Source organism: Streptomyces sp. NPDC030143 (assembly GCF_055573695.1).
On the sequence record NZ_JBVIAY010000002.1, the window covers coordinates 296970 to 319573 of the forward strand.

A 22604-nucleotide genomic window follows, 5' to 3' on the forward strand; every position below is an offset into this window, starting at 1 on the left:
GTGTCCCCGCCCCGGCCGCATCCCGGTTCCCCGCGGTCGCCGGGGGACCGGCCCGGCCGACGGGGCTGACGGCGGCCGTTCGGCGGGACCGCGCTGTCCGGTCCGGGCCGTGGGGCTGCCGGGCCGGGGCCGACGCGTCCGCGGAGTCGGCACCTCGCAAGACCCTCCAGACCTACGACGACGGCCGGGTCGACCGCTGGATCGAGCTGGAGGACGAGGCGGGCGGCGACGGCCACGGTCACGGCCACCCGGCGCCCCGCCTCGCGCTGAAGGCCGCCGCCCCCGGCGCGGTGACCGTCGCGCCCGCCCCCACCCGGGCGCCCGCCGCGGCCTCCCCCTCGCCCGGCACCGCCTCCGCCGCCACGCCGGTGACGACGCCGTCGCCGTCGACGGCCGAGGGGGACGGCGACGACGGCCTGCCCGTCGCCGTCCCCCTCGGCATCGGGGCCGCCGTCCTCACACTCGGCGTCGGTGCCCTGTGGTTCCTCCGCCGCAGGCCCGGGCCGGGCCGCCGTCCGTCAGGCCAGTGACACCTCCACCGGCAGCTTCTTGGTGCCGTTGACGAAGTTGGAGCGCACCCGCGGGACCTCGCCGGCCAGGCGGATGCCGGCGAGGCGGGGGATCAGCTCCTCGCACATGACGCGGCTCTTGCTGCCGGCTGCACGGTCGTCCTCAAGCCGTCCGAGAACTCCCCGCTGTCCGCCCTGCTGCTCGGCCGGATCGCCACCGAGGCGGGACTGCCGCCCGGCGTCCTCAACGTCATCACCGGCGACGGCCCGACCGCCGGCCGCGCCCTCGGCCTGCACCCCGACGTCGACGTCCTGGCCTTCACCGGCTCCACCGCCGTGGGCCGCCACTTCCTGCGCTACGCCGCCGACTCCAACCTCAAGCGCGTCTGGCTGGAGCTGGGCGGCAAGTCACCCAACATCGTCCTGCCCGACGCCCCCGACCTGGAGCAGGCCGCCGCCACCGCCGCGTGGGGCATCTTCTTCAACCAGGGCGAGATGTGCACCGCCCCTCCCGCCTGCTGGTGCACTCCTCCATCGCCGAACAGGTCACCGACGCCGTCGTCCGACGGGCACGGGAACTGAAGGTCGGTGACCCGCTCGACCCGGCGACCGAGATGGGCGCCCTGGTCTCGGCAGCCCACACGGAGCGCGTCCTGGACCACATCGCCACCGGCCGGGCGGAGGGGGCCCGACTGCGCACCGGCGGCGAGCGCACGCTGACCGCCACCGGCGGCAGCTTCCTCCGGCCCACCGTCTTCGACCGCGTCGACGCGGGCATGCGGCTGGCCCGGGAGGAGATCTTCGGCCCCGTGCTGTCGGTGCTGGCCTTCGACGACCTCGACGAGGCCGTGAGGCTGGCCAACGCCACCGAGTACGGTCTCGCCGCCGGCCTGTGGACCTCCGACCTCACCACCGCCCACCAGGTCTCCCGCGCGCTGAAGGCCGGCACGGTCTGGGTCAACTGCTACGAGGAAGGCGACCTGACCGTGCCCTTCGGCGGGATGAAGCAGTCCGGCAACGGCCGCGACAAGTCCGCCCACGCCCTGGAGAAGTACACCGAGCTCAAGACCACGTGGATCCAGCTGTGACCACCCGCCCGCTGATAGCCGTCCCGGCCCGCTTCTCCGCCACCACCTCCGCGCTGCGCTATGCCGCCGAGGTCAACGCCCGCGCCCTGATCGAGGCCGTGTGGCGGGCAGGCGGCGAACCGGTGAGCATCCACCCCGCCGATCCGGCCGGCACGGACGTCGCCGCCCGCCTCGCCCGCTTCGACGGCGTCCTGCTGCCCGGCGGCGGAGACCTCGCCCCGCACCGCTACGGCGCCACCGACACCCACGACACCGTCTACGACGTGAACGACGTGCAGGACGCCTTCGACCTCGAAGTCGCCCGCACGGCCCTGGAGTCGGGGATCCCGATGCTGGCGATCTGCCGCGGCCTCCAGGTCGTCAACACCGCCCTCGGCGGCACGCTGCACCAGGACATGGGCGGCCCCGGACGCGACCACCGCCATCTGCGGCACCCGGTCGCCCTCGAACCCGGCTCGGCCCTGGCCCGGATCACCGGGGCCGACAAGCTCGACGCGTCCTGCTACCACCACCAGCACATCGACCGGCTCGGCACGGGCCTGACCGTCACCGCCCGCGCCGCCGACGGCACTGTCGAAGCCGTGGACCGCGCGGGCCACCGCGACGGCCGGTTCCTCGCCGTGCAGTGGCACCCGGAGGACACCGCCCACGAGGATCCGGCCCAGCAGGCCCTGTTCGACGCGCTGGTGCGCGCCGCCGGATGACCGATCAGCTCCGGGCGCGGCGTCCGCTGCGGCGCCGGACCGGCGTCCCCCCTTCGCGCAGGCCGCACCGGCGGTCCCCGCCGTGGTCCTCCGCCCCGGAGGACCACCCGGGTCCCCCCAGCACGACGAACGCCCTCCACGTCGGGCCGGACCCGCGCGGCACGGCGCGGCCCAGGCCGGGCACAGTGCAAGCACCCCCTTTTCCACGGAGCCGCGTCCACGGGCCGCGTAGCGTGCCCCCATGTCGAAGACGACCTCCACGGCGTCCCCCGTGCTCTCCCCGCGCGCCCTCAACCGCGCGACCCTCGACCGGCAGCTCCTGCTGCGCCGGTCCCCACTGTCCGCGAAGGCCGCCGTCGAGCACCTCCTCGGCCTCCAGGCGCAGAACGTCACCCCGCCGTACCAGGCCCTCGCCGCCCGCCTCGAGGGCTTCGCGCCCGAGCAGCTGTCGGCGCTGATGGCCGAGCGCGAGGCCGTCCGGATCGTCTCGATGCGCTCGACCATCCACACGCACACCGCCGACGACTGCCTCACCCTGCGGCCGCTGGTCCAGCCGGCCCGCGAGCGCGAGCTGAAGGCCTTCCGCAAGGGCCTCACCGGTGTCGACCTCGACCGGCTCGCCGTCCTCGCCCGCGACCTCGTCGAGGACGAGCCCCGCACCATGGGTCAACTGCGCGAGGCGCTCGCCGCCGAGTGGCCCGACGCCGATCCGCAGGCACTCGGCGTGGCCGCCCGCTGCCGGCTGCCCCTCGTGCAGGTCACCCCGCGCGGCCTGTGGGGCCGCAGCGGACAGGTGGCGCTCACCACCGCGGAGCACTGGCTGGGCCGCCCCGCCGAACCCGCCCCGCGACCCGAGGAGGTGGTGGTGCGCTACCTCGCCGCCTTCGGCCCCGCCTCGGTGAAGGACATGCAGACCTGGGCGGGCCTGACCCGGCTGCGCGAGGCCTTCGAACGCCTCCGCCCGACCCTGCTCACCTTCCGGGACGACAGCGGCGTCGAGCTGTTCGACCTTCCCGACGCCCCGCGCCCCGACCCCGACACCCCGGCCCCGCCGCGGTTCCTGCCCGAGTTCGACAACCTGCTCCTCTCCCACGCCGACCGCACCCGCGTCGTCCCGCCCGCCTACCGGGGCCGCACCTGGCAGGGCAACCAGGCCCACCGCACCTTCCTCGTCGACGGCTTCCTCGCCGGCGTGTGGAGGCCGGAGGGCGCCACACTGGTCGTCGAGCCCTTCGGCACGCTGACGGGGCGGCAGCGACGGGACGTCCTCGCCGAGGGCGAACGCACCCTCGCGACCCTGTACCCGGGCACGCCGTACGACATCCGGTTCGGGACCGTCGTCCGGACGTGAAGGAGCCCCTCGGGGACGCCGAGGGGCGGTGGATAGGGGGCGTTGCGGGCCGCTCGTGGAGGCCCGCAACGCCCCCCGGTCTGTCACCTGAGGGGTACTCAGGGTTGCCTGGGGGTCAGGAGTTGACCTGCGCGGCCACCAGGCTGGAGAACGTCGCCAGTCGGGTGTAGATGCCGGGGTAGGCGGCATCCGCGCAGCCCTCCCCCCAGGAAGTGATCCCTGCCAGGACGCCCCCGATGAGCAGGGGACCGCCGCTGTCGCCCTGGCAGGTGTCTGTGCCGCCGGAGGTGTATCCGGCGCAAACCATGTCGGTCCTGACGAAGTCCGAACCGTAGGCGCTCGCACACGTGGAGTCGGACGTGATCGGCACGGTCGCCGTGCGCAGCTGGTTGGAGGCGCTGCCACCCGAGGAGGTGTCGCCCCAGCCGATGATGCGGGCCGTGGTGCCGGCCGCGTACACGCTCGTCTGCGAGGAGGAGACATACGACGCCGGGGTGTACGGCATCGACGTCGACAGCGTCAGCACGGCCACGTCGTCGCCCTTGGTGACGTTCGTGTAGCTCGGGTGGATCCAGATCTTGCTGACCCGGCTGACCGTGCCGTTGGTGCCGTTGCGGTAGGTGCGGCCGCCGACCACCCGCACGCTGCTCGTGGTCTCGCCGACCATGCAGTGCGCGGCGGTGACGACCTTGGTGGGCGAGACCAGGGTGCCGCCGCAGAACTGGTCCTGCGCGGCGTCCGTGATCTGCATCATGAACGGGTACGCGGTCGTGGTGGTCGTCGTGCCGCCGACGATCGGCTGCGGGGCGGCGATCGCGGACGGCGCGCCGAGCAGCGCGGTCGCCGCCGCCGCGGCGGTCGCCGCGACGACGGCGGCGGTCTTCTTGGCGCGGTTGAACCCGAACATGCATCTCCTCGGTGGGGGTTGCCGGTGGGGGGTCGCACGGGCGTGGGGGGTGTACGAGGGCCGCGGGACCGACCCCCGTGTGCCCGGCGAGCGGCACGTCCCTTACGCTAGGCGGTTGAGCACCGGCCTCCCAATGAGGGAACCCCCTAAGGGAGTTGGGGAGGGAAAACCCTCGGTGGCTCCTCGGCAAACCCGCGCGGGCGGTGAAACCCGTGCAGGCAGTCAACCCGAGGAACCCTCACTTCGCGTGGCGCCCCGCCGCCAGCCGGACGATGTCCACCCGCGAGCGGATCCCCAGCTTGCGGTAGACGCGGGTCAGGGTCGCCTCGACCGTCTTGACGCTGATGAACAGACGCGCGGCGATCTCCCGGTTGGTGGCGCCCTCCATGACCAGCGCGGCCACCTGACGCTCCATCGAGGCCAGACCCTCCAGCGCGTCGGACGCCGGAGCGGGCGCGGGCGCGACCGCCGGCTCCACCGGGCCCTCGGCCGCCTCCGCGGCCGCCACGTCGACCTGCCGCAGCCACGGCAGCGCCCGGCACCGCCGGAACAGCCGCGCCGCCTCGTCGTACGACGTCGGGCCCGGCCGCCGGGTGCGCAGCCGCGCCAGCTCGAACGCCGCCCGCGCCTCCTCCAGGCCGTACCCCAGCTTGCCCAGCCGGTCCTGAACGGACGTCAGCCGGGCCAGCGCCTCCTCCAGATCCCCCCGCGCCGCCCGCACCAGGGCCTCCGCCCGGTCCAGCACCGCCAGCACGCTCTCCCGGCCCAGCCGCAGCGCGTGCTCGCGCGTGACGTCGATGACGTCCTGCGCCTCGCCCGGCTCGCCGACGCGGACCAGCGCCTCGGCGAGGTCGCCCTGCCAGCGGCCGCGCGCCGGGTCGGTGATGCCGAGGCCCAGCTCCAGCTCCCGCACCCGGCGCAGCGAGGCGACCGCGCCCGCCGCGTCCCCGGCCACCAACTGGGCGTAGCCCAGGGAGGCCAGGGCCCGCGACAGGTACATCTGGTCGCCGTCCTCCTCCGCCCGGTCCACGGCCTCCCGGGCCAGCGCCAGCGCGCGGTCGACGTCGCCGCCGGAGGCCTCCGCGAGGGAGGTGAGCATGGCCGACGCGCCCAGACCGATGCCGGAGTCGCGGGCCAGCCGCAGGCTCTCGCGGGCCAGGTCCAGGGCCCGCCCGCAGTGTCCCGAGCGCAGTTCGATGTCGGCGAGGAACCGCTGGAAGTGCACCTCGCTCTCGACCATCCCGCGCCGGCGCACCTCGCGCAGCAGCGCGGTGATGGTCGAGCGGGCCTCGGGCAGCTGGTCGCTCATCAGCAGCCAGCGGAAGCGGGCCATGCCGGCGCCGTTGTGATGGCACGCCACATACGGGTCCTGAGGCTCCTTCAGCGCCCGCTTGATGGTGGCGGGCGCGTCCGGATGGCCCATGAGGATCTCGGTCGAGGCCTGGAAGGACAGCGCCATCAGCTCGGTGCGCCGGTCGGCGCCGCGCGCGGCCAGCTCCGCGGCGTGCGCGGCCTGCCGGCGGGCTTCGGCGAAGTCGCCCTGGACGACCAGCCCGCGCCAGGCGAGCTGGTAGTGCACCTGGGCCAGCAGCCCGGGGTCGTCACCGGCGTCGGCGAGCACCTGCGGGTAGACGGCGTCGACGTCGCCCAGGGACTGCCCGGCCGCCTCGATCACCACCATCCAGGCCCGCACCCGCTCGGCGGGCGCGCTGGCCCGGGTCAGCACCTCGCGGGCGATGTCCCGGGCGAGGTCCACCTCGCCGGCCGTGATCGCGTCCTCCGCCGCCTGCAGCCGCCGTTCGTCCGGTGCCGGACCGCCGTCGGCCGGGGTGTGCCGGGCCGCGAGCAGACCGAGCGCGGCGGCCACCGAGGGCGCGCCGCGGTCCCGGGCCAGCGCGGCGGCCTCGGCGAGCCGCGCGGCCACCTCCGGGTCCGTCCCGCTGGTCGACAGGGCCAGGTGCCGGGCCCGCTCGATGGGGTCGGAGGCCGCCAGGGAGAGCGCGGCGTGCGCGGCCCGGCGCTCCTGCGCGGGGGCCTCCGCGTACAGCGCGGCCGAGATCAGCGGATGCGCGAACCGCACGGCCGGCCCCTCGGGTTCCGTCGCCAGCAGCCCGAGCGCCGCGGCCTGGGCGGTCTCCGCCTCGGCGTTCTCCCGGCCGGCCGCGTGCAGCAGCGCCAGCGTGGGGCGGGCGCCCGCGCTGGCCACGAGCAGGGTGCGGCGGGCCTCTCCGGAGAGCATGTCCAGCCGGCTGAGCACCAGGGCGCGCAGCGAGGTGGGCACCGGCAGCGGCTCGCCGGGGCGGGGCGGGGTCGGGTTCTCGCCCAGGGCGCGGCCGAGCTCCAGGGCGAACAGGGGGTTGCCGCCGCTGGTGCGGTGGATCTCCCGGACGGTCGAGCGGGGCAGGTCGGTGTAGCCGCGGTGGTCGAGCAGGGCGGAGACGTGGGCGCGGGAGAGGGGGTTGAGCCGGACGGGGAGCGTGTCGGGCGGGGACGCGCGTAGATGGCGGTCGTACTCCTGTCCCTCGGTGCGCACCGCGCAGAGCATCTGGACGGGGGTGTCGCCCAGGCGGCGGGCGGCGAAGCCGAGGAGTTCGGCGCTGGCGGAGTCCAGCCACTGGAGGTCGTCGGCGACGAGCAGGACGGGGCCGGCCGCGGCCAGCGCGCGCAGTGCCGACAGCACGGCCAGACGCAGGGCGAGGCCGTCGCGTTGCAGGGTCGATTCGCCCCGGCCGGTGAGGGCCGACTCCAGGGCGGTGCGCTGGGCGGAGGGCAGCTTGTCCGAAATCCCGTCGAGGACCAGACCGAACAGGTCCGCCAGCGCCAGGAAGGGGAGATGGGATTCGGACTCGGTCGCCGAGCAGCGCAGGACGGTGCGGGCCGCGTCGCCGTAATCCGCGGCCAATGCCCGCAACACGGTGGACTTTCCTATTCCGGCCGGGCCGTGGAGCAGCACACTGCCGCCGCGGCCGAGCTGGTCGCGGGCGGCCGTGAACAGCTCGTCCCGGCCGATGACCAGGTCGGAGCGGCACCTGGCAGACTCCTTGAAGTCCCGTCGCACGGTCACCGCTCCCCTCCGTGTGTCGTGTCCGGGCCAAATTCTAGGCAACGTCTCATTGAAATTCGGAGGGACGGCGTGGTGAGGGATATAACAGCCGCAGGCATAGGGAAATTCATCAGGGCGACGACTGAATGAGGGGTCGTCGTGACGCGCTCCTCCTGGCCGGATCCGACCGCCGGGCCGTGAGCCGGGACGGCTACGGCAGCAACCCCGCTCTCCGCGCCGCGACCACCGCCTCTCCCCGGGTGTGGGCGCCCAGTTTGCGCATCGCCGACCGCAGGTAGCCCTTGACGGTCTCCGGACGCAGCCCCAGCCGCTCCGCGGCCGTCGCGTTCGTCGCCCCCGCCGCCACACACGTCAGGACGTCCACCTCCCGCGGGGCCAGCACGACCTCCGGCACCGGCGCCCCCGACGTCAGCAGTCCGCACGCCGCGAGGAGTTCGGCGCGCAGGGTCGCGTCGGCGATGCGCGGGGCCAGCGCGCGCAGCGCCGCGTGCGCCTCGCGGACCTGCTCCCAGCCGGCGGGCGGGCCGGCCGCAGCGGCCGGCGCCGGGGAGGCCGCGCCGAGCAGTTCGCGTGCCTCGTCCCCGACGACCAGCGCCTGCTCCACGTCCCGCGCCACCTCCACGGCCGCGTTGAGCGTGCGGTCGCCCAGCGGCTGGGCCGTGCGCAGGGCGCCGTACAGGACACCGCGCACCCGGCGTCGTACGACCACCGGGATCGCGAGGACCGAGCGCAGGCCCTCCTGCGCGACCGCCGTGTCGTACTCGTGGCTGATCTGCCGGGAGAGCGAGTAGTCGGTCACGGCGCACGGGCGGGCCTGGGCCACCACCTTGCCGCCGAGGCCGTACCCGGAGGTCACCGCGAGCCCGCGCAGCGCGAGGGTGGACGCGCCGCTCAGTTCGCTGATCCGCATCCGCCGCCGCCCCGGATCCACCAGGCCGCCGAAGGCGACCGGCAGCCCCGTCGCCCGCCGCAGCCGCGCCAGCGCGCCGCGGATCTCCGCCGCTCCGGCCGCCTCCGTCGTCACCCGCCCGCCCTTCCTCGCGCCCGCACACCACGGGTGCCCCCCGTTCGGGGGTAGTGAGACCCGCATCACGGATTACACGATGGCAGAGAGCCGCCCGGCAATGGTCCGGCACCGAACGGGAGCGAGCCGACACCGGCGAAGACGCCCCGCGGGCGACGACCAGACGAAAGCGAGGACACGGATGACGACGGCGACGGAACAGTTCCGCAGGGCACGGGACTTCCTGCTGGAACACCGCGAGGACTACGCCGGCGCCTACGACGGTTTCGAGTGGCCCCGGCCCCGGCACTTCAACTGGGCCCTCGACTGGTTCGACGTCATCGCGCAGGGCAACGACCGCACCGCCCTGCACATCGTCGAGGAGGACGGCTCCGAGGTCCGGCTCTCCTTCGCCGACCTGTCCGAGCGCTCCGACCGGGCCGCCAACCTGCTGCGCGAGCGCGGTGTGGCGGCCGAGGACCGGATCCTCGTCATGCTCGGCAACCAGGCCGAGCTGTGGGAGGTCGCCCTCGCCGCCATGAAGCTGCGGGCCGTCGTCATCCCGTCGACCCCGCTGCTCGGCCCCGCCGACCTGCGCGACCGGGTCGAGCGCGGCCGGGTCCGGCACGTCGTGGCGCGCGCGGCGGACGCCGGGAAGTTCGACGAGGTGCCCGGCGACTACACCCGTACGGCCGTCGGCGGGGTGCCGCAGGGCTGGCAGCCGTACGAGGACGCCCGGGCCGCCTCCGCCGAGTTCCTGCCCGACGGGCCGACCCTCGCCGACGACCCGCTGATGCTGTACTTCACCTCCGGGACGACGGCCCGCCCCAAGCTCGTCGAGCACACGCACACGTCCTACCCGATCGGGCACCTGGCCACGATGTACTGGATCGGCCTGCTCCCCGGTGACGTGCACCTCAACATCTCCTCGCCGGGCTGGGCCAAGCACGCCTGGTCCAACCTCTTCGCGCCGTGGAACGCCGAGGCGACCGTCTTCCTGCACAACTACACCCGGTTCGACCCGGCCCGGCTGATGGCGGAGATGGAGCGGGCGGGCGTGACCACGTTCTGTGCCCCGCCGACCGTGTGGCGCATGCTCGTCCAGGCCGACCTGACCCGGTTGCGGACCCCGCCCCGCGAGGCCGTGGCCGCCGGCGAGCCGCTCAACCCCGAGGTCATCGAACAGGTGCGGCAGGCCTGGGGGGTGACCGTCCGGGACGGCTTCGGCCAGACGGAGACGGCCGTGCAGATCGCCAACAGCCCCGGGCAGCGGCTCAAGAGCGGCTCCATGGGGCGGCCCGGCCCCGGGTACCGCGTGGAACTGCTCGACCCGGTGTCCGGCGCGCCGGGCGCCACGGAGGGCGAGATCGCGCTCGACCTGTCGACGCGGCCGGTCGGCCTGATGACCGGCTACCACGGAGACGCCGACCGCACGGCGGAGGCGATGGCCGGCGGCTACTACCGCACCGGCGACATCGGCGAGCGCGACGAGAACGGCTACATCACCTACATCGGGCGCAGCGACGACGTCTTCAAGGCCTCCGACTACAAGATCAGCCCCTTCGAGCTGGAGAGCGCGCTGCTGGAGCACGAGGCGGTCGCCGAGGCGGCCGTCGTCCCCGCCCCGGACGAGCTGCGGCTGGCCGTGCCCAAGGCGTACGTCGTCCTCGCCGAGGGCTGGGAGCCCGGGCCCCACACCGCGAAGGTGCTGTTCGAGCACGCGCGCGAGGTCCTGGCGCCGTACAAGCGGATCCGGCGGCTGGAGTTCGCGCCGCTGCCCAAGACCGTCTCCGGCAAGATCCGCCGGATCGAACTGCGCGAGGCGACGGCCGCCGGCTCGGCCGACGAGTACCGCGAGGAGGACTTCCGGTGACGGCACTGTCCTACACCCACGGGACGAGCGACACCGTCCTGCTCGGGGACACGATCGGGGCGAACCTGGACCGGGCGGTCGCGGCCTGGCCGGACCGCGAGGCGCTGGTCGACGTGGCCTCGGGGCGGCGCTGGACCTACGCCCGGTTCGCCGTTGACGTCGACGCGTTGGCGTACGCGCTGCTGGCGAGCGGCGTCGCCAAGGGCGACCGGGTGGGCATCTGGGCGGTCAACTGCCCCGAATGGGTCCTCGTCCAGTACGCCACCGCCCGTATCGGCGCGGTCATGGTGAACATCAACCCGGCCTACCGCACGCACGAGGCCGAGTACGTCCTCGACCAGGCCGGCGTCCGCCTGCTCTTCGCCTCCCTCCGTCACAGGACGAGCGACTACCGGGCGATGGTCGAGCAGGTGCGGGGCAGGTGCCCGCAGTTGAGGGAGACCGTGTTCATCGGGGACCCGAGCTGGGAGGCGCTCCTCGCGCGGGGAACGCCCGTCGCGTTCGAGGAGCTGTCCTGCGACGACCCGATCAACATCCAGTACACGTCGGGCACGACGGGCTTCCCCAAGGGCGCCACCCTCTCCCACCACAACATCCTCAACAACGGGTTCTTCGTGGGCGAGATGATCGCCTACACCGAGCAGGACCGGGTGTGCGTTCCCGTGCCCTTCTACCACTGCTTCGGCATGGTCATGGGCAATCTGGCCGCGACGTCCCACGGCGCCTGCATCGTGATCCCGGCCCCCTCCTTCGATGCGAAGGCCACGCTGGAGGCCGTGCAGCGGGAGCGCTGCACCTCCCTGTACGGCGTCCCGACGATGTTCATCGCGGAGCTGAACCTCCCCGGCTTCGCGTCGTACGACCTCTCCTCCCTGCGCACCGGCATCATGGCGGGCTCGCCCTGCCCGGTGGAGGTGATGAAACGCGTCGTCGCCGAGATGCACATGGCGGAGGTCTCCATCTGCTACGGCATGACCGAGACCTCCCCGGTGTCGCTGCAGACGAGGCGGGACGACGACCTGGAGCACCGCACGGCCACGGTCGGGCGCGTGCTGCCGCACATCGAGGTCAAGGTCGTCGACCCGGCCACCGGCGTGACGGTGGAGCGCGGCCGGGCGGGCGAGCTGTGCACCCGCGGCTACGGCGTCATGCTCGGCTACTGGAACGAGCCCGGGAAGACCGCCGAGGCCGTCGACGCCGGCCGCTGGATGCACACCGGGGACCTGGCGGTGATGCGGGACGACGGCTACGTGGAGATCGTCGGCCGCATCAAGGACATGATCATCCGGGGTGGCGAGAACATCTACCCGCGCGAGATCGAGGAGTTCCTGCACGGCCACCCGGGCGTCAGGGACGTCCAGGCCGTCGGCGTCCCCCACGAGACGTACGGCGAGGAGGTCCTGGCCTGCGTCATCCCCCACGACCCGGCCGCCCCGCCCACCCTGGAGGACGTCCGCTCCTACTGCGAGGGCAGGCTGGCGCACTACAAGATCCCGAGCCGGCTCCAGGTGCTGGAGACCTTCCCGATGACGGTGTCCGGGAAGGTGCGGAAGGTGGAGCTGCGCGAGCGGTACGGCGTGTGACGCCCGACGGGCGCGCCCCTGAGGGGTCCTTGCACGATGAGCGCCTGGGCCGCGCGGCCTGGTACCGCACCTCTCCGGCGGCTTGCGATGCACGGCACCGGACCACGCGGCCTGATCAGGCGCTCATCGTGCGAGGACCCCTCAAAGGCCGGCGGCGAGTTCGTCGGCCGGCGGGTTGACCGGCTGGGGCGTGCCCGTCGGCTCCAGGACGAACAGGGGCACTCCGAGGGAGTCGGCACGGGCTCGGGCCTCGGCGGTGTAGCCGGCCAGGGAGAAGTAGACGCACTCCGCCGACTCCGTCATGGCGGTCAGCCACAGGCACTCCACGTCCCGCAGCGACGCCGGCCGCGCGCCGGGATCGACCTGGACCAGCAGGCCGCGTGCGGCGAGTCCGATCCCGGAGGTCGGCCGCCGGTCGGCCCGCCGGACGCCCCGGTGCCCGAGCCGGTGGAGACAGAGCACGGTGACGGTCACCGCGTCCAGCGCGGTGCGGATCGGCACGGGGCCCTGGGGCGGACGCGGGAAGCGGGCGGGCCGCGGCTCCGCGTCCGGCGTGCCCTCCGGCCGTGCGCCGGGCCCGCCGGGCTCCGACCCCGTCCGCAGCGGGATCCGCAGCACCGTGCCGCAGGGGCAGCCCAGTTCGGGCCGGGGCCACTGGGTGCGCAGGCCGCAGGACGGACAGGACAGGGTGATCCACTCCTCCTCCCACGACCGGTGCGCGACAACCGTCGGCGTCCGCGCGGGATCGATCGGCAGCGGGACGGGCGTGCCGCACGCGCAGGCGTAGGACGGCGTGGTGTACCGGCGCTCCTGGCGGCAGGCCGGGCAGCGCACCGGCACGCTCTCGGGCATGGGCCCATCGTCCTCCACGAACGCCGTTCTGTCCGTCCCTTGACGGCCTTCCCCCACCACCCTAGATTGATTCCAGATAGTAGAAATTGTTTTCCGCAATGTGGAATCAGTGGAACCACTGGAATCGGCGAATCAGCGGAATCAAGAAGCAGAAACGGCACGTGCTCACCGCGGGGCGCGACGGGAGAGCCCATCCGACAGTCGGAGCAGGAGTACTCGATGGCTCGTATGACCGCTGCCCGCGCGGCAGTCGAAATCCTCAAGCGTGAGGGCGTCACCGCCGCGTTCGGTGTCCCCGGCGCGGCGATCAACCCCTTCTACGCGGCGCTCAAGGCGTCCGGGGGCGTCACGCACACCCTCGCCCGCCATGTCGAGGGCGCCTCGCACATGGCCGAGGGCTACACCCGCGCCCACCCCGGCAACATCGGCGTCTGCGTCGGCACGTCCGGTCCGGCCGGCACCGACATGATCACCGGGCTGTACTCCGCCATCGGCGACTCGATCCCGATCCTGTGCATCACGGGCCAGGCCCCCACGGCGGTGATCCACAAGGAGGACTTCCAGGCCGTCGACATCGCCGCCATCGCCAAGCCGGTCACCAAGATGGCCGTGACCGTCCTGGAGGCCGCGCAGGTCCCCGGCGTGTTCCAGCAGGCCTTCCACCTCATGCGCTCCGGCCGGCCCGGCCCGGTCCTCGTCGACCTGCCGATCGACGTCCAGCTCACCGAGATCGAGTTCGACCCGGAGACCTACCGGCCGCTCGCGGTGTACAGGCCGGCCGCCGACCGGGCCCAGATCCAGAAGGCGCTCGCGATGCTCAACGCGTCCGAACGCCCGCTGATCGTGGCCGGCGGCGGGGTCGTCAACGCCGACGCCTCCGACCTGCTCGTCGAGTTCGCCGAGCTGACCGGCACCCCGGTCGTGCCGACCCTCATGGGCTGGGGCACCCTGCCCGACGACCACGAGCTGAACGCCGGCATGGTCGGTCTGCAGACCTCGCACCGCTACGGCAACGCGACCTTCCTGGAGTCCGACTTCGTCCTCGGCATCGGCAACCGCTGGGCCAACCGCCACACCGGTCGGCTCGACGTCTACACCGCCGGGCGGACGTTCGTCCACGTCGACGTCGAGCCCACCCAGATCGGCAGGATCTTCGCCCCCGACTACGGCATCGCCTCCGACGCCAAGGCCGCGCTGGAGCTGTTCGTCGAGGTGGCGCGGGAGCTGCAGGCCGAGGGCGGGCTGCCCGACCGCTCCACGTGGGCGGCCGCCGCGCAGGAGCGCAAGGCCCGCCTCCAGCGCCGTACACACTTCGACGACGTGCCGATCAAGCCGCAGCGCGTCTACGAGGAGATGAACAAGGCCTTCGGCCCGGAAACCCGGTACGTCACCACCATCGGCCTCTCCCAGATCGCCGGCGCGCAGATGCTGCACGTGTACCGCCCCCGCCACTGGATCAACTGCGGCCAGGCGGGCCCCCTCGGCTGGACGGTCCCGGCGGCGCTCGGCGTGGCCATCGCCGACCCCCAGGCACAGGTGGTGGCCCTCTCCGGCGACTACGACTTCCAGTTCATGATCGAGGAGCTGGCGGTCGGCGCGCAGCACAAGATCCCGTACGTCCACGTCCTGGTCAACAACTCCTACCTCGGCCTGATCCGGCAGGCGCAGCGGGCGTTCGACATCGACTTCCAGGTCAAGCTGGAGTTCGAGAACATCAACTCGCCCGAGCTCGGCGTCTACGGCGTCGACCACGTCAAGGTCGCCGAGGGCCTCGGCTGCAAGGCGATCCGGGTGACCGACCCGGGCGAGCTGGGCGCCGCCTTCGAGCGGGCGAAGAAGCTCGCGGCCGAGTACCGGGTGCCGGTCGTCGTCGAGGCGATCCTGGAGCGCGTCACCGACATCTCCATGTCGACGACCAACAACATCGCCGAGGTCGTGGAGTTCGAGGAGACCGCGACCGAGCCGGGGCACGCGCCGACGGCGCTCAGGACACTGAAGGTCTGACACACCATGCACGGCGGCGGGCGGCCCGTCGGGGGTCTGCTGCACCGTGCAGGGCAGCGGGGGCGGCCAGTCCAAGGGGCCGACGCACCGCACGGGCAGCAGGGGCGGGTTCGGCCACCGGACGGGCCGCCCCCGCGCACGTTCAGTCCCCGCCGCCCGCCGCCCGCCGCCCCCGTGTAGGTTCCGTCCCCGCCGCGCGCACGTTCAGTCCCGCCGCCTGCGGTCGAGCCGCAGGAGTGCGCCGGGCCGCCGTCGTCTTCGCCGTGGAAGCGGTGGCTGACCAGGGCCGCCGCCCCCGTCGGGGAGCGGATGGCGAAACCCCGGTCCGCGACCTCGGCCCGGCCGAGCAGACCGGCCCGCGGGGCTAAAGCGCGGCACCGGCGCGTGGACGGCCGCCTCGCCGTGCAGTGCGACGGCGGACAGCCTGCCGAGGTCCGTGAGGCCCGCCGGCCGGCGGGCAGGGGAGGTGAGCGCCGCAGGACGCGCGCTTGGCGGCGGGCGGCGCGGGGCGGTCCTAACAGCGGGCAGTGCAGCAGACCGGCCCGCGCCCCGGGGATGCGCACCAGCGCCACGGCAACCCCCGGAGCGGAGCCCGCCACCCCCGTGCCGGCGGGCCCCGCGTGACCGGATCGTGCCCACCGGCAGGGGGTGCCGAAGCCTGCCGAACCATGTTCAGAGGTTGATTTGAGGTTGACGTACCCGGCCTACGACTCCTGTGGTGAGTGGTGCTCCGACAGCCCCGGCCAGTCCTCCGGGCCACCGCCGTGCCACTCGATGAGATCGCTCTCCGCGAGGTCGGTCACATACAGATCGGCCAGCCGGAGGATCTCGCTCACGTCGTCGGCGTGCGAGGCGATCCCCAGCGTCTCGTCACCCGCGGTGACCCGGCGGGAACCGTCGAGCGCCGGCGGGTGGACCACGATGTGCGGGTGCTGCGTCGGATTGCCCATGCCCTCAGGCTCCTGCGGGCCCGGCGGATCCGCACCCCGGCGCGCACCGTGCGCGGGGGTGGCCGTCCGACGGCGCGAGGCCGGGCGCGACGGGACGTTCGCGCCGCCGGACGGGGCTGGAGGGGAACGGGACGGAGACCGCGGCGGGTCGCGACGGAACCGGAGCCCTTCCCTCTGGTCGAGAAGGGGGACCGGATCCTTCACCACCGCACTGGCTCGCACGCCGCCGCGGTCCTCGCCCCGCCCGCCGCCCCGTGCGATCACCCCCTCAGGGGTCCTTGCACTGTGCGGACCCCTCACCGGGTCGCGTGGGGACGGCGGGTCGCGCGCCCGGAGTCAGGACCTCCCGTCCGGCTCCGGGCGCGGGCTTCGCGTCGGTCCGCGCCCGGGGCGGGGACCGTTCGGAATCCGGGCCGCGGCGGCGCCTGGGCGCGACCGGACAGAAGTCGGCGCCGCCGCGGCCCGGGGTCTCAGGGGTCCTTGCACGGTGCCCGCCCGGGCCGCGCGGCCCGGCACCGCACCTCGCCGCGTTGCCGGAGAGCCCTGGCAGCTCCGCTGCGAGGACTCTCCGGCGCCGTGCGATGCTCGGCACCGGATCAGGGGCCTGATCAGGCACTCACCGCGCAAGGACCCCTCAGAGGCGGGCGCCGGACAGCCGCTCGACGGCCCGCAGCAGCGCCGAGTGGTCTAGGCCGCCGTCGCCCTGCGCGCGCAGGCTCGCGACGAGCTGCGCGACCACGGCGCCGACCGGCAGCGCCGCGCCCACGGTGCGGGCGGCGTCCGTGACGATGCCCATGTCCTTGTGGTGCAGGTCGATGCGGAACCCCGGCTTGAAGTCCCGGTTCAGGAAGTTGTCCTTCTTGCGCGTCAGCACGGTCGAACCGGCCAGCCCGCCGCCCAGCACGTCCAGCGCCGCCTTCAGGTCGACGCCCGACTTCTCCAGGAAGACGACGGCCTCGGCGCACGCCTCGATGTTGACGGCGACGATCAGCTGGTTGGCGGCCTTCACGGTCTGGCCCGAGCCGTGCGGACCGCACAGCACGACGGTCCGGCCCAGCGCCTCGAAGATCGGCTCGGCCGCGTCGAAGTCGGCCTGCTCACCGCCGACCATGATCGACAGCACGGCCTCGACGGCGCCCGCCTCGCCACCGGACACCGGCGCGTCCAGCACCCGGATGCCCTTGTCCCGCGCCGCCTTCGCCAGGTCGACCGAGGTCTGCGGGGTGATCGAGGACATGTCGATGAGCAGGGCGCCCGTGCGCGCGTGCTCCAGGATGCCGTCGGGGCCGTAGGCGATCGCCTCGACCTGCGGGGATGCGGGCACCATCGTGATGATCACGTCGGCGTCCCGCACGGCCTCGGCGACCGAGTCCGCCGCGGTGCCGCCGGCGGCGGCCAGCCGGTCCAGCTTGTCCCGCTCCAGCGTGAAGCCGGTGACGTCGTAACCGGCCTTGATCAGGTTCTCGGACATGGGGGAGCCCATGATGCCGAGGCCGATCCAGGCGATCTTGGGGAGGGTGGTGGTCACAGCGGGTGCCTCTCGGTACGGGGGGTCAGGGGCGCAGCCAGTCGAAGGCCTCGGCGCTCAGGCGGTCGCCCGGCTTGTACTCCAGGCCGACCCAGCCGTCGTAACCGGCCTCGCGCAGCTGGTCGAGGAGGTCCTCAAGCGGAAGCGAGCCGGTGCCGGGCGCGCCCCGCCCGGGGTTGTCGGCGATCTGCACATGGCCGGTCCTCGCGGCGTACCGCTCGATCACCGACGGCAGGTCCTCGCCGTTCATGGACAGGTGGTAGAGGTCCATCAGGAAGCGGGCATTGCCGAGGCCCGTCGCCTCGTTGACCTTGTCGACGATGCCCACCGCGGCCGGTGCGCTCACCAGCGGGCAGCGCGGCGACTCCTGCGCGTTCAGCGCCTCGATCAGCAGGGTCGCACCGATGCCGTCGGCCGCCCGGGCGGCGAGCACCAGGTTCTCCAGTGCCAGCGCGTCCTGCTCGGCCGGGTCCACGCCGTCGACGCGGTTGCCGTACAGCGCGTTGAGCGCCGTGCAGCCGACCGACCGCGCGAAGTCCGCGGCCACGCCGACGTTGGCGCGGAACCGCTCCGACTCCTCGCCCGGCACCGACAGGGCGCCGCGGTCGGGGCCCGGGAGCTGCCCGGCGTAGAAGTTCAGGCCCGTCAGCCGTACGTCCGCGTCCTCGAGCGCCTTCCTCAGGGCGTCGAGCTCGGACCGCTCGGGGACGGGGGAGTCGATCCAGGGCCACCACAGCTCGACCGCGCCGAAGCCGGCCGCGGCGGCGGCCGCGGGGCGCTCCAGGAGCGGGAGTTCCGTGAAGAGGATCGACAGGTTGACGTTGAAGCGCTGGTCTGCGAATCCCATCGGGCACCGCGCCCCCTTCCCTCTTGCCTTCCGGATTGTGGAAGTTAGTTTCTGTCTATTGGAAGAGTGCCGTCGGGTGTCGGGGCTTGTCAAGGGCGGGGGCGCCGGAGCCGCCGGTCCGTTAGGGTCGGGGCCCCGGACGTCGACGGCGTCCGGGGCCCATGCGCACGCCGGAGAGATGTGGGGCACGATGCGACTGCGAGTTGAGTTCACCACCGAGCCCTTCGATCTCGACGAGGCGCCCGCACACGCTCTGGTCGCCCGCGAGGTCGTCCAGGCCGCCGACCTGGACGCCGTCGATGTCGGGCCCTTCGGGAACACCGCGGAGGGCGGCGCCGACGCCGTCCTCGACGCCGTCGACGCCCTGCTGCGCCAGACGCTCCAGGCCGGCGCCACCCGGATCTCGCTCCAGGTCAACGTCCTCGGGCAGGGCGAGTGACCGCGGCCGGGCAGGAGCCCTTCATCGCCGCGGTGAAGCCGCTGGTGGACGCCATGGGTGGCGAGATGGTCCCGCCGGACGAGGCCGGCCCCGACGACGTCGTGCTGTCCTGGGCGGGCGCCGAGGTCGTCGCCGTGCGGCTGCCGCAGCTCGCCGACTCCCTCGATCACATCCTGGCCGCCATGGAGCGCCGCAGGGGCAGACCGCTCGCCGACCTCGACCGCAAGGCCAAACAGGAGGTCGTGCGGACACTGGAGGCGCGGGGTGCCTTCTCCGTGCGGCACGGCGTGGAGACCGTGGCGAGCGCCCTCGGGGTGAGCCGCTTCACGGTCTACAACTACCTCAACCGCGAGAAGGAGGGCTGAGGCGGGGCCTTCCGTCGCCCGCGCGGCGGTTCGCCCCCTGGGTGGGGTGGGGTCCGTCCCCTCGGCGGGGCAGGGTTCTCGCGCCCCGGCGGGGCCGGGTCCGTCCCCCAAATTTTCAACAAAGTGTTGACGTCATGTCGTGCGGGGGCGTTAGCTGGCCGCAGCCCGTTCAGCACGACGGCCGTACGCGGCCACGGAGGCTTCCGTGACGTCGACTTCCACGCCCCCGGGCCTCGCCCGGATCAACGACCTTCAGGAGCAGGCCGCCCACGCCGTACTCCACGAGGCGTGCGCCTCCACGGCGTGGGTGCGGCGGCTGCTCGCCGCCCGCCCGTACGCCACCGCCGAGGACCTCTACGCCGCCAGCGACGCCGCCACGGCCGAGCTGACCGCGGACGACCTGGCGGAGGCGATGGCCGGGCACCCGCCGATCGGCCGCCCCCGGCCCGGCGACCCCACCTCCGCCCGGGAGCAGCGCGGCATGGCCGGCGCCTCCGAGGAACTGAAGGCGGAGATGCTCGAACTGAACCTCGCCTACCAGGACAGGTTCGGCCACGTCTTCCTGATCTGCGCCACCGGCCGCACCGCCGAGGAGATGCGCGACGCGGTCAGGGAACGGATCGGCAACACGCCGGAGCGGGAGCGGGAGATCGTCCGCACCGAGCTGGGCAGGATCAACCGCATCCGGCTCGCCCGGCTCGTCGAGGACGACTGAAGAGGACGCCTGACCCATGAACACCAGCACCACCGCCTCCGTGTCCACGCACATCCTGGACACCAGCCGCGGCCGTCCCGCCGAGGGCGTCGCCGTCCACCTCCGCGCCCGCTCCGGGCGGGAGGCGGCCTGGCGGGCGCTCGGCGGCTCCGTGACCGACGCGGACGGCCGGTGCAAGGACCTCCCGGCCCTGCCGGAGGGGACCACCCACGTACGGCTCGACTTCGCCGTCGAGGCGTACTTCGAGAACAACGCCGACAAGCAAGCCGATGCGCAGCAGGACGCCCCCGCGAATCGGGACAGCGGTGCCGGCGGAGTGTTCTTCCCGGAGGTGGCGATCACGTTCGCCGTCGTGCCGGGCGAGCATTACCACGTACCGCTGCTGCTCAACCCGTTCGGCTACTCCGTTTACCGAGGGAGCTAGCTAGAGATGCCCACCCTTCTGGGACAGAACCAGTACGGCAAGGCCGAGAACCGAGTCGTCAAGATCACGCGGGACGGCGCCACCCACCACATCAAGGACCTGAACGTCTCCGTGTCGCTGAGCGGCGACATGGACGAGGTCCACTACTCCGGCTCCAACGCCCACGTCCTGCCGACCGACACCACCAAGAACACGGTGTTCGCGTTCGCCAAGGAGTACGGCATCGAGTCCGCCGAGCAGTTCGGCATCCACCTCGCGCGCCACTTCGTGACCAGCCAGGAGCCGATCCACCGCGCCCGCATCCGCATCGAGGAGTACGCCTGGGAGCGGATCGGGACCTCCGGCGCCGACTCGCGGCCCGTCGGCGACGACGAGGTCGGGCACTCCTTCGTCCGCAAGGGCCAGGAGACCCGACTGACCCAGATCACCTACGACGGCAGCGCGTGGGAGGTCGTCTCCGGCCTGAAGGACCTCGTCGTGATGAACTCGACCGACTCCGAGTTCCGGGGCTACGTCAAGGACAAGTACACGACCCTGCCCGAGGCCTACGACCGCATCCTCGCCACCCAGGTGTCCGGCCGCTGGCGGTTCGGCTGGTCCGACGACGAGCAGGAGACGCCGGACTGGGAGAGGTCGTACGAGCAGACGAGGAAGCACATGCTCCAGGCCTTCGCCGAGACCTACTCGCTCTCGCTCCAGCAGACGCTGTACCAGATGGGCGCGCGGATCATCGACCACCGGAGCGAGATCGACGAGGTCCGCTTCTCCCTCCCGAACAAGCACCACTTCCTGGTGGACCTGGAGCCGTTCGGGCTGACGAACGACAACGAGGTGTACATCGCCGCCGACCGCCCCTACGGCCTGATCGAGGCCACGATCCTGCGGGACGGCTGCGAGGCGAGGATCCCGGTGGACCTCACCAACCTGTGAGCCCTGCCGTGCCCTCTCCCCGCAACGAACAAGGAAGAACCATGGCAGCAGCCCAGCGCATCGTCATCGAGAACTGTGCCGTCGCGACCGTCGACGCCCACGACACCGAGTACGCCGACGGGCACGTCGTCCTCGCCGGCAACCGCATCGAGTCGCTCGGCGCGGGCCGTGCCCCCGAGGGCCTGGAGAACGTCGTACGCCGCATCGACGCCACCGGCCACCTCGTCACCCCGGGGCTGGTCAACACCCACCACCACTTCTACCAGTGGATCACCCGCGGCCTGGCCACGGACCACAACCTCTTCGACTGGCTCGTCGCGCTGTACCCGACCTGGGCGCGCATCGACGAGCCGATGGTCCGCGCGGCCGCGCAGGGCTCGCTCGCGATGATGGCCCGCGGCGGAGTCACCACCGCCATGGACCACCACTACGTGTTCCCCCGCGGTTCCGGCGACCTGTCCGGCGCCATCATCGGCGCCGCCCGCGACATGGGCGTCCGCTTCACCCTCGCCCGCGGCTCCATGGACCGCAGCGAGAAGGACGGCGGCCTGCCCCCGGACTTCGCCGTCGAGACCCTCGAGGGCGCGCTGGCCGCCACCGAGGAGACCGTCCGTCGGCACCACGACGCCTCCTCCGACGCGATGACCCAGGTCGCCGTCGCCCCCTGCTCGCCCTTCTCCGTCTCCACCGAACTGCTCAGGCAGGGCGCCGAACTGGCCCGCCGCCTCGGCGTGAGGCTGCACACCCACGGCTCGGAGACGGTCGAGGAGGAGAAGTTCTGCCACGAGCTGTTCGGCATGGGCCCGACCGACTACTTCCAGTCCACCGGCTGGCTCGGCGAGGACGTGTGGATGGCGCACTGCGTCCACATGAACGACTCCGACATCCAGGCCTTCGCCCGGACGAGGACCGGTGTCGCCCACTGCCCCTCGTCCAACGCCCGGCTCGCGGCCGGCATCGCCCGCGTCCCCGACATGCTCGCGGCCGGCGTCCCCGTCGGCCTCGGCGTCGACGGCACCGCGTCCAACGAGTCGGGCGAACTGCACACCGAGTTGCGCAACGCGCTGCTCATCAACCGCCTCGGCAGCCACCGCGAGGCCGCCCTGAACGCCCGTCAGGCACTGCGCCTGGGCACCTACGGCGGCGCCCAGGTCCTCGGCCGCGCCGGGGACGTCGGCTCCCTGGAGCCGGGCAAGCTCGCCGACCTCGTGCTGTGGAGGCTGGACACCCTCGCCCACGCCTCCATCGCCGACCCGGTCACCGCGCTGGTCTTCGGCGCGGCGGCCCCGGTCACGGCCTCCTTCGTGAACGGCCGCCAGATCGTCGAGGACGGACGGCTGCTGACCGCCGACGAGGACGCGATCGCCCGTTCCACGCGGGACGAGGCGCAGCGGCTCGCCCGCGTCGCCGCACAGGGCTGACCCCCCGGACTCCGGTCGAGGGGGACGGCCCTCGACCGGAAGCCGTG

The 22604-nt window shown here is 73.3% G+C and carries 19 protein-coding genes and 1 pseudogene; 12 read left to right on the top strand and 8 right to left on the bottom strand.

All coding sequences use genetic code 11. From position 1 onward, the window contains the following. Nucleotides 1-238 precede the first annotated feature (238 nt). Nucleotides 239-442, bottom strand: a complete 204-nt coding sequence (locus ACZ4YY_RS04430) for a hypothetical protein (protein ID WP_468283723.1) — start codon at nucleotides 440-442, stop codon at nucleotides 239-241. Between the two features lie 202 nt (nucleotides 443-644). Here ACZ4YY_RS04430 and ACZ4YY_RS04435 point away from each other — a divergent pair. The 3 genes and pseudogenes from ACZ4YY_RS04435 to ACZ4YY_RS04445 form a co-directional block, all read left to right on the top strand. Continuing rightward, nucleotides 645-1597: pseudogene (locus ACZ4YY_RS04435) on the top strand (aldehyde dehydrogenase family protein); the annotation flags it as partial. Continuing rightward, nucleotides 1594-2301 carry a gamma-glutamyl-gamma-aminobutyrate hydrolase family protein gene (locus tag ACZ4YY_RS04440; RefSeq protein ID WP_468283725.1) on the top strand — a complete coding sequence of 236 codons (708 nt, stop codon included), beginning with the start codon at nucleotides 1594-1596 and terminating at the stop codon, nucleotides 2299-2301. The pseudogene ACZ4YY_RS04435 and the gene ACZ4YY_RS04440, both read left to right, overlap by 4 nt. Nucleotides 2302-2542: 241 nt before the next feature. Further along, entirely contained in the window at nucleotides 2543-3652 is a 1110-nt protein-coding gene (locus ACZ4YY_RS04445; protein WP_468283727.1) for a winged helix DNA-binding domain-containing protein, read from the top strand. A gap of 115 nt (nucleotides 3653-3767) precedes the next feature. Here ACZ4YY_RS04445 and ACZ4YY_RS04450 read toward each other — a convergent pair whose 3' ends face one another. The 3 genes from ACZ4YY_RS04450 to ACZ4YY_RS04460 all read right to left on the bottom strand — a co-directional run bounded on the left by ACZ4YY_RS04450 (nucleotide 3768) and on the right by ACZ4YY_RS04460 (nucleotide 8647). Beyond that, nucleotides 3768-4559 (bottom strand): S1 family peptidase, encoded by a 792-nt coding sequence (locus ACZ4YY_RS04450; RefSeq protein WP_468283729.1) that lies wholly within the window; start codon nucleotides 4557-4559, stop codon nucleotides 3768-3770. A gap of 238 nt (nucleotides 4560-4797) precedes the next feature. Beyond that, nucleotides 4798-7623 (bottom strand): helix-turn-helix transcriptional regulator, encoded by a 2826-nt coding sequence (locus tag ACZ4YY_RS04455; RefSeq protein ID WP_468283731.1) that lies wholly within the window; start codon nucleotides 7621-7623, stop codon nucleotides 4798-4800. A gap of 190 nt (nucleotides 7624-7813) precedes the next feature. Continuing rightward, the gene (locus ACZ4YY_RS04460; RefSeq protein WP_468283733.1) at nucleotides 7814-8647 is read right to left on the bottom strand and encodes a response regulator transcription factor; all 834 of its coding nucleotides are present in this window, start codon (nucleotides 8645-8647) and stop codon (nucleotides 7814-7816) included. Between the two features lie 181 nt (nucleotides 8648-8828). Between ACZ4YY_RS04460 and ACZ4YY_RS04465 the strand changes: the two genes are divergently transcribed. Together ACZ4YY_RS04465 and ACZ4YY_RS04470 are read left to right on the top strand one after the other, a co-directional pair. Then, nucleotides 8829-10499, top strand: a complete 1671-nt coding sequence (locus ACZ4YY_RS04465; protein WP_468283735.1) for an AMP-binding protein — start codon at nucleotides 8829-8831, stop codon at nucleotides 10497-10499. Continuing rightward, on the top strand, nucleotides 10496-12082 hold the full coding sequence (locus ACZ4YY_RS04470; RefSeq protein ID WP_468283737.1) for an AMP-binding protein: 1587 nt from the start codon (nucleotides 10496-10498) through the stop codon (nucleotides 12080-12082). The genes ACZ4YY_RS04465 and ACZ4YY_RS04470 overlap by 4 nt, the downstream gene beginning before the upstream one ends. Before the next feature lie 141 nt (nucleotides 12083-12223). Here the strand turns inward: ACZ4YY_RS04470 and ACZ4YY_RS04475 are convergent, their stop codons facing one another. Continuing rightward, a complete protein-coding gene (locus tag ACZ4YY_RS04475; protein WP_468283739.1) occupies nucleotides 12224-12934 on the bottom strand; it encodes a hypothetical protein in 711 nt (236 codons plus the stop codon). Nucleotides 12935-13153: 219 nt separating this feature from the next. Between ACZ4YY_RS04475 and gcl the strand changes: the two genes are divergently transcribed. Continuing rightward, entirely contained in the window at nucleotides 13154-14938 is a 1785-nt protein-coding gene (gcl, locus tag ACZ4YY_RS04480) for a glyoxylate carboligase (RefSeq protein WP_468283741.1), read from the top strand. 704 nt (nucleotides 14939-15642) lie between these two features. On the opposite strand, the gene ACZ4YY_RS04485 is transcribed toward gcl, so the two are convergent. The 3 genes from ACZ4YY_RS04485 to ACZ4YY_RS04495 all read right to left on the bottom strand — a co-directional run bounded on the left by ACZ4YY_RS04485 (nucleotide 15643) and on the right by ACZ4YY_RS04495 (nucleotide 18263). Next, entirely contained in the window at nucleotides 15643-15888 is a 246-nt protein-coding gene (locus tag ACZ4YY_RS04485) for a hypothetical protein (protein WP_468283743.1), read from the bottom strand. Between the two features lie 634 nt (nucleotides 15889-16522). Next, on the bottom strand, nucleotides 16523-17416 hold the full coding sequence (locus tag ACZ4YY_RS04490) for a 2-hydroxy-3-oxopropionate reductase (protein WP_468283745.1): 894 nt from the start codon (nucleotides 17414-17416) through the stop codon (nucleotides 16523-16525). A gap of 25 nt (nucleotides 17417-17441) precedes the next feature. Then, the gene (locus ACZ4YY_RS04495; protein ID WP_468283747.1) at nucleotides 17442-18263 is read right to left on the bottom strand and encodes a TIM barrel protein; all 822 of its coding nucleotides are present in this window, start codon (nucleotides 18261-18263) and stop codon (nucleotides 17442-17444) included. 190 nt (nucleotides 18264-18453) lie between these two features. Between ACZ4YY_RS04495 and ACZ4YY_RS04500 the strand changes: the two genes are divergently transcribed. From ACZ4YY_RS04500 to ACZ4YY_RS04525, 6 genes are all read left to right on the top strand, one after another. After that, nucleotides 18454-18702, top strand: a complete 249-nt coding sequence (locus ACZ4YY_RS04500) for a YkoF family thiamine-binding protein (protein WP_468283749.1) — start codon at nucleotides 18454-18456, stop codon at nucleotides 18700-18702. Continuing rightward, the gene (locus ACZ4YY_RS04505; RefSeq protein WP_468283751.1) at nucleotides 18699-19067 is read left to right on the top strand and encodes a helix-turn-helix domain-containing protein; all 369 of its coding nucleotides are present in this window, start codon (nucleotides 18699-18701) and stop codon (nucleotides 19065-19067) included. The genes ACZ4YY_RS04500 and ACZ4YY_RS04505 overlap by 4 nt, the downstream gene beginning before the upstream one ends. 205 nt (nucleotides 19068-19272) lie before the next feature. Continuing rightward, nucleotides 19273-19782 (top strand): 2-oxo-4-hydroxy-4-carboxy-5-ureidoimidazoline decarboxylase, encoded by a 510-nt coding sequence (uraD, locus tag ACZ4YY_RS04510; protein WP_468283753.1) that lies wholly within the window; start codon nucleotides 19273-19275, stop codon nucleotides 19780-19782. Between the two features lie 16 nt (nucleotides 19783-19798). After that, nucleotides 19799-20206 carry a hydroxyisourate hydrolase gene (gene uraH / locus ACZ4YY_RS04515; protein ID WP_468283755.1) on the top strand — a complete coding sequence of 136 codons (408 nt, stop codon included), beginning with the start codon at nucleotides 19799-19801 and terminating at the stop codon, nucleotides 20204-20206. A gap of 6 nt (nucleotides 20207-20212) precedes the next feature. Further along, a complete protein-coding gene (pucL, locus tag ACZ4YY_RS04520; RefSeq protein ID WP_468283757.1) occupies nucleotides 20213-21136 on the top strand; it encodes a factor-independent urate hydroxylase in 924 nt (307 codons plus the stop codon). A 41-nt stretch (nucleotides 21137-21177) separates the two neighbouring features. Then, nucleotides 21178-22557, top strand: coding sequence for an 8-oxoguanine deaminase (locus ACZ4YY_RS04525; protein ID WP_468283759.1), 1380 nt, complete (start codon nucleotides 21178-21180; stop codon nucleotides 22555-22557). Nucleotides 22558-22604: the final 47 nt, after the last annotated feature.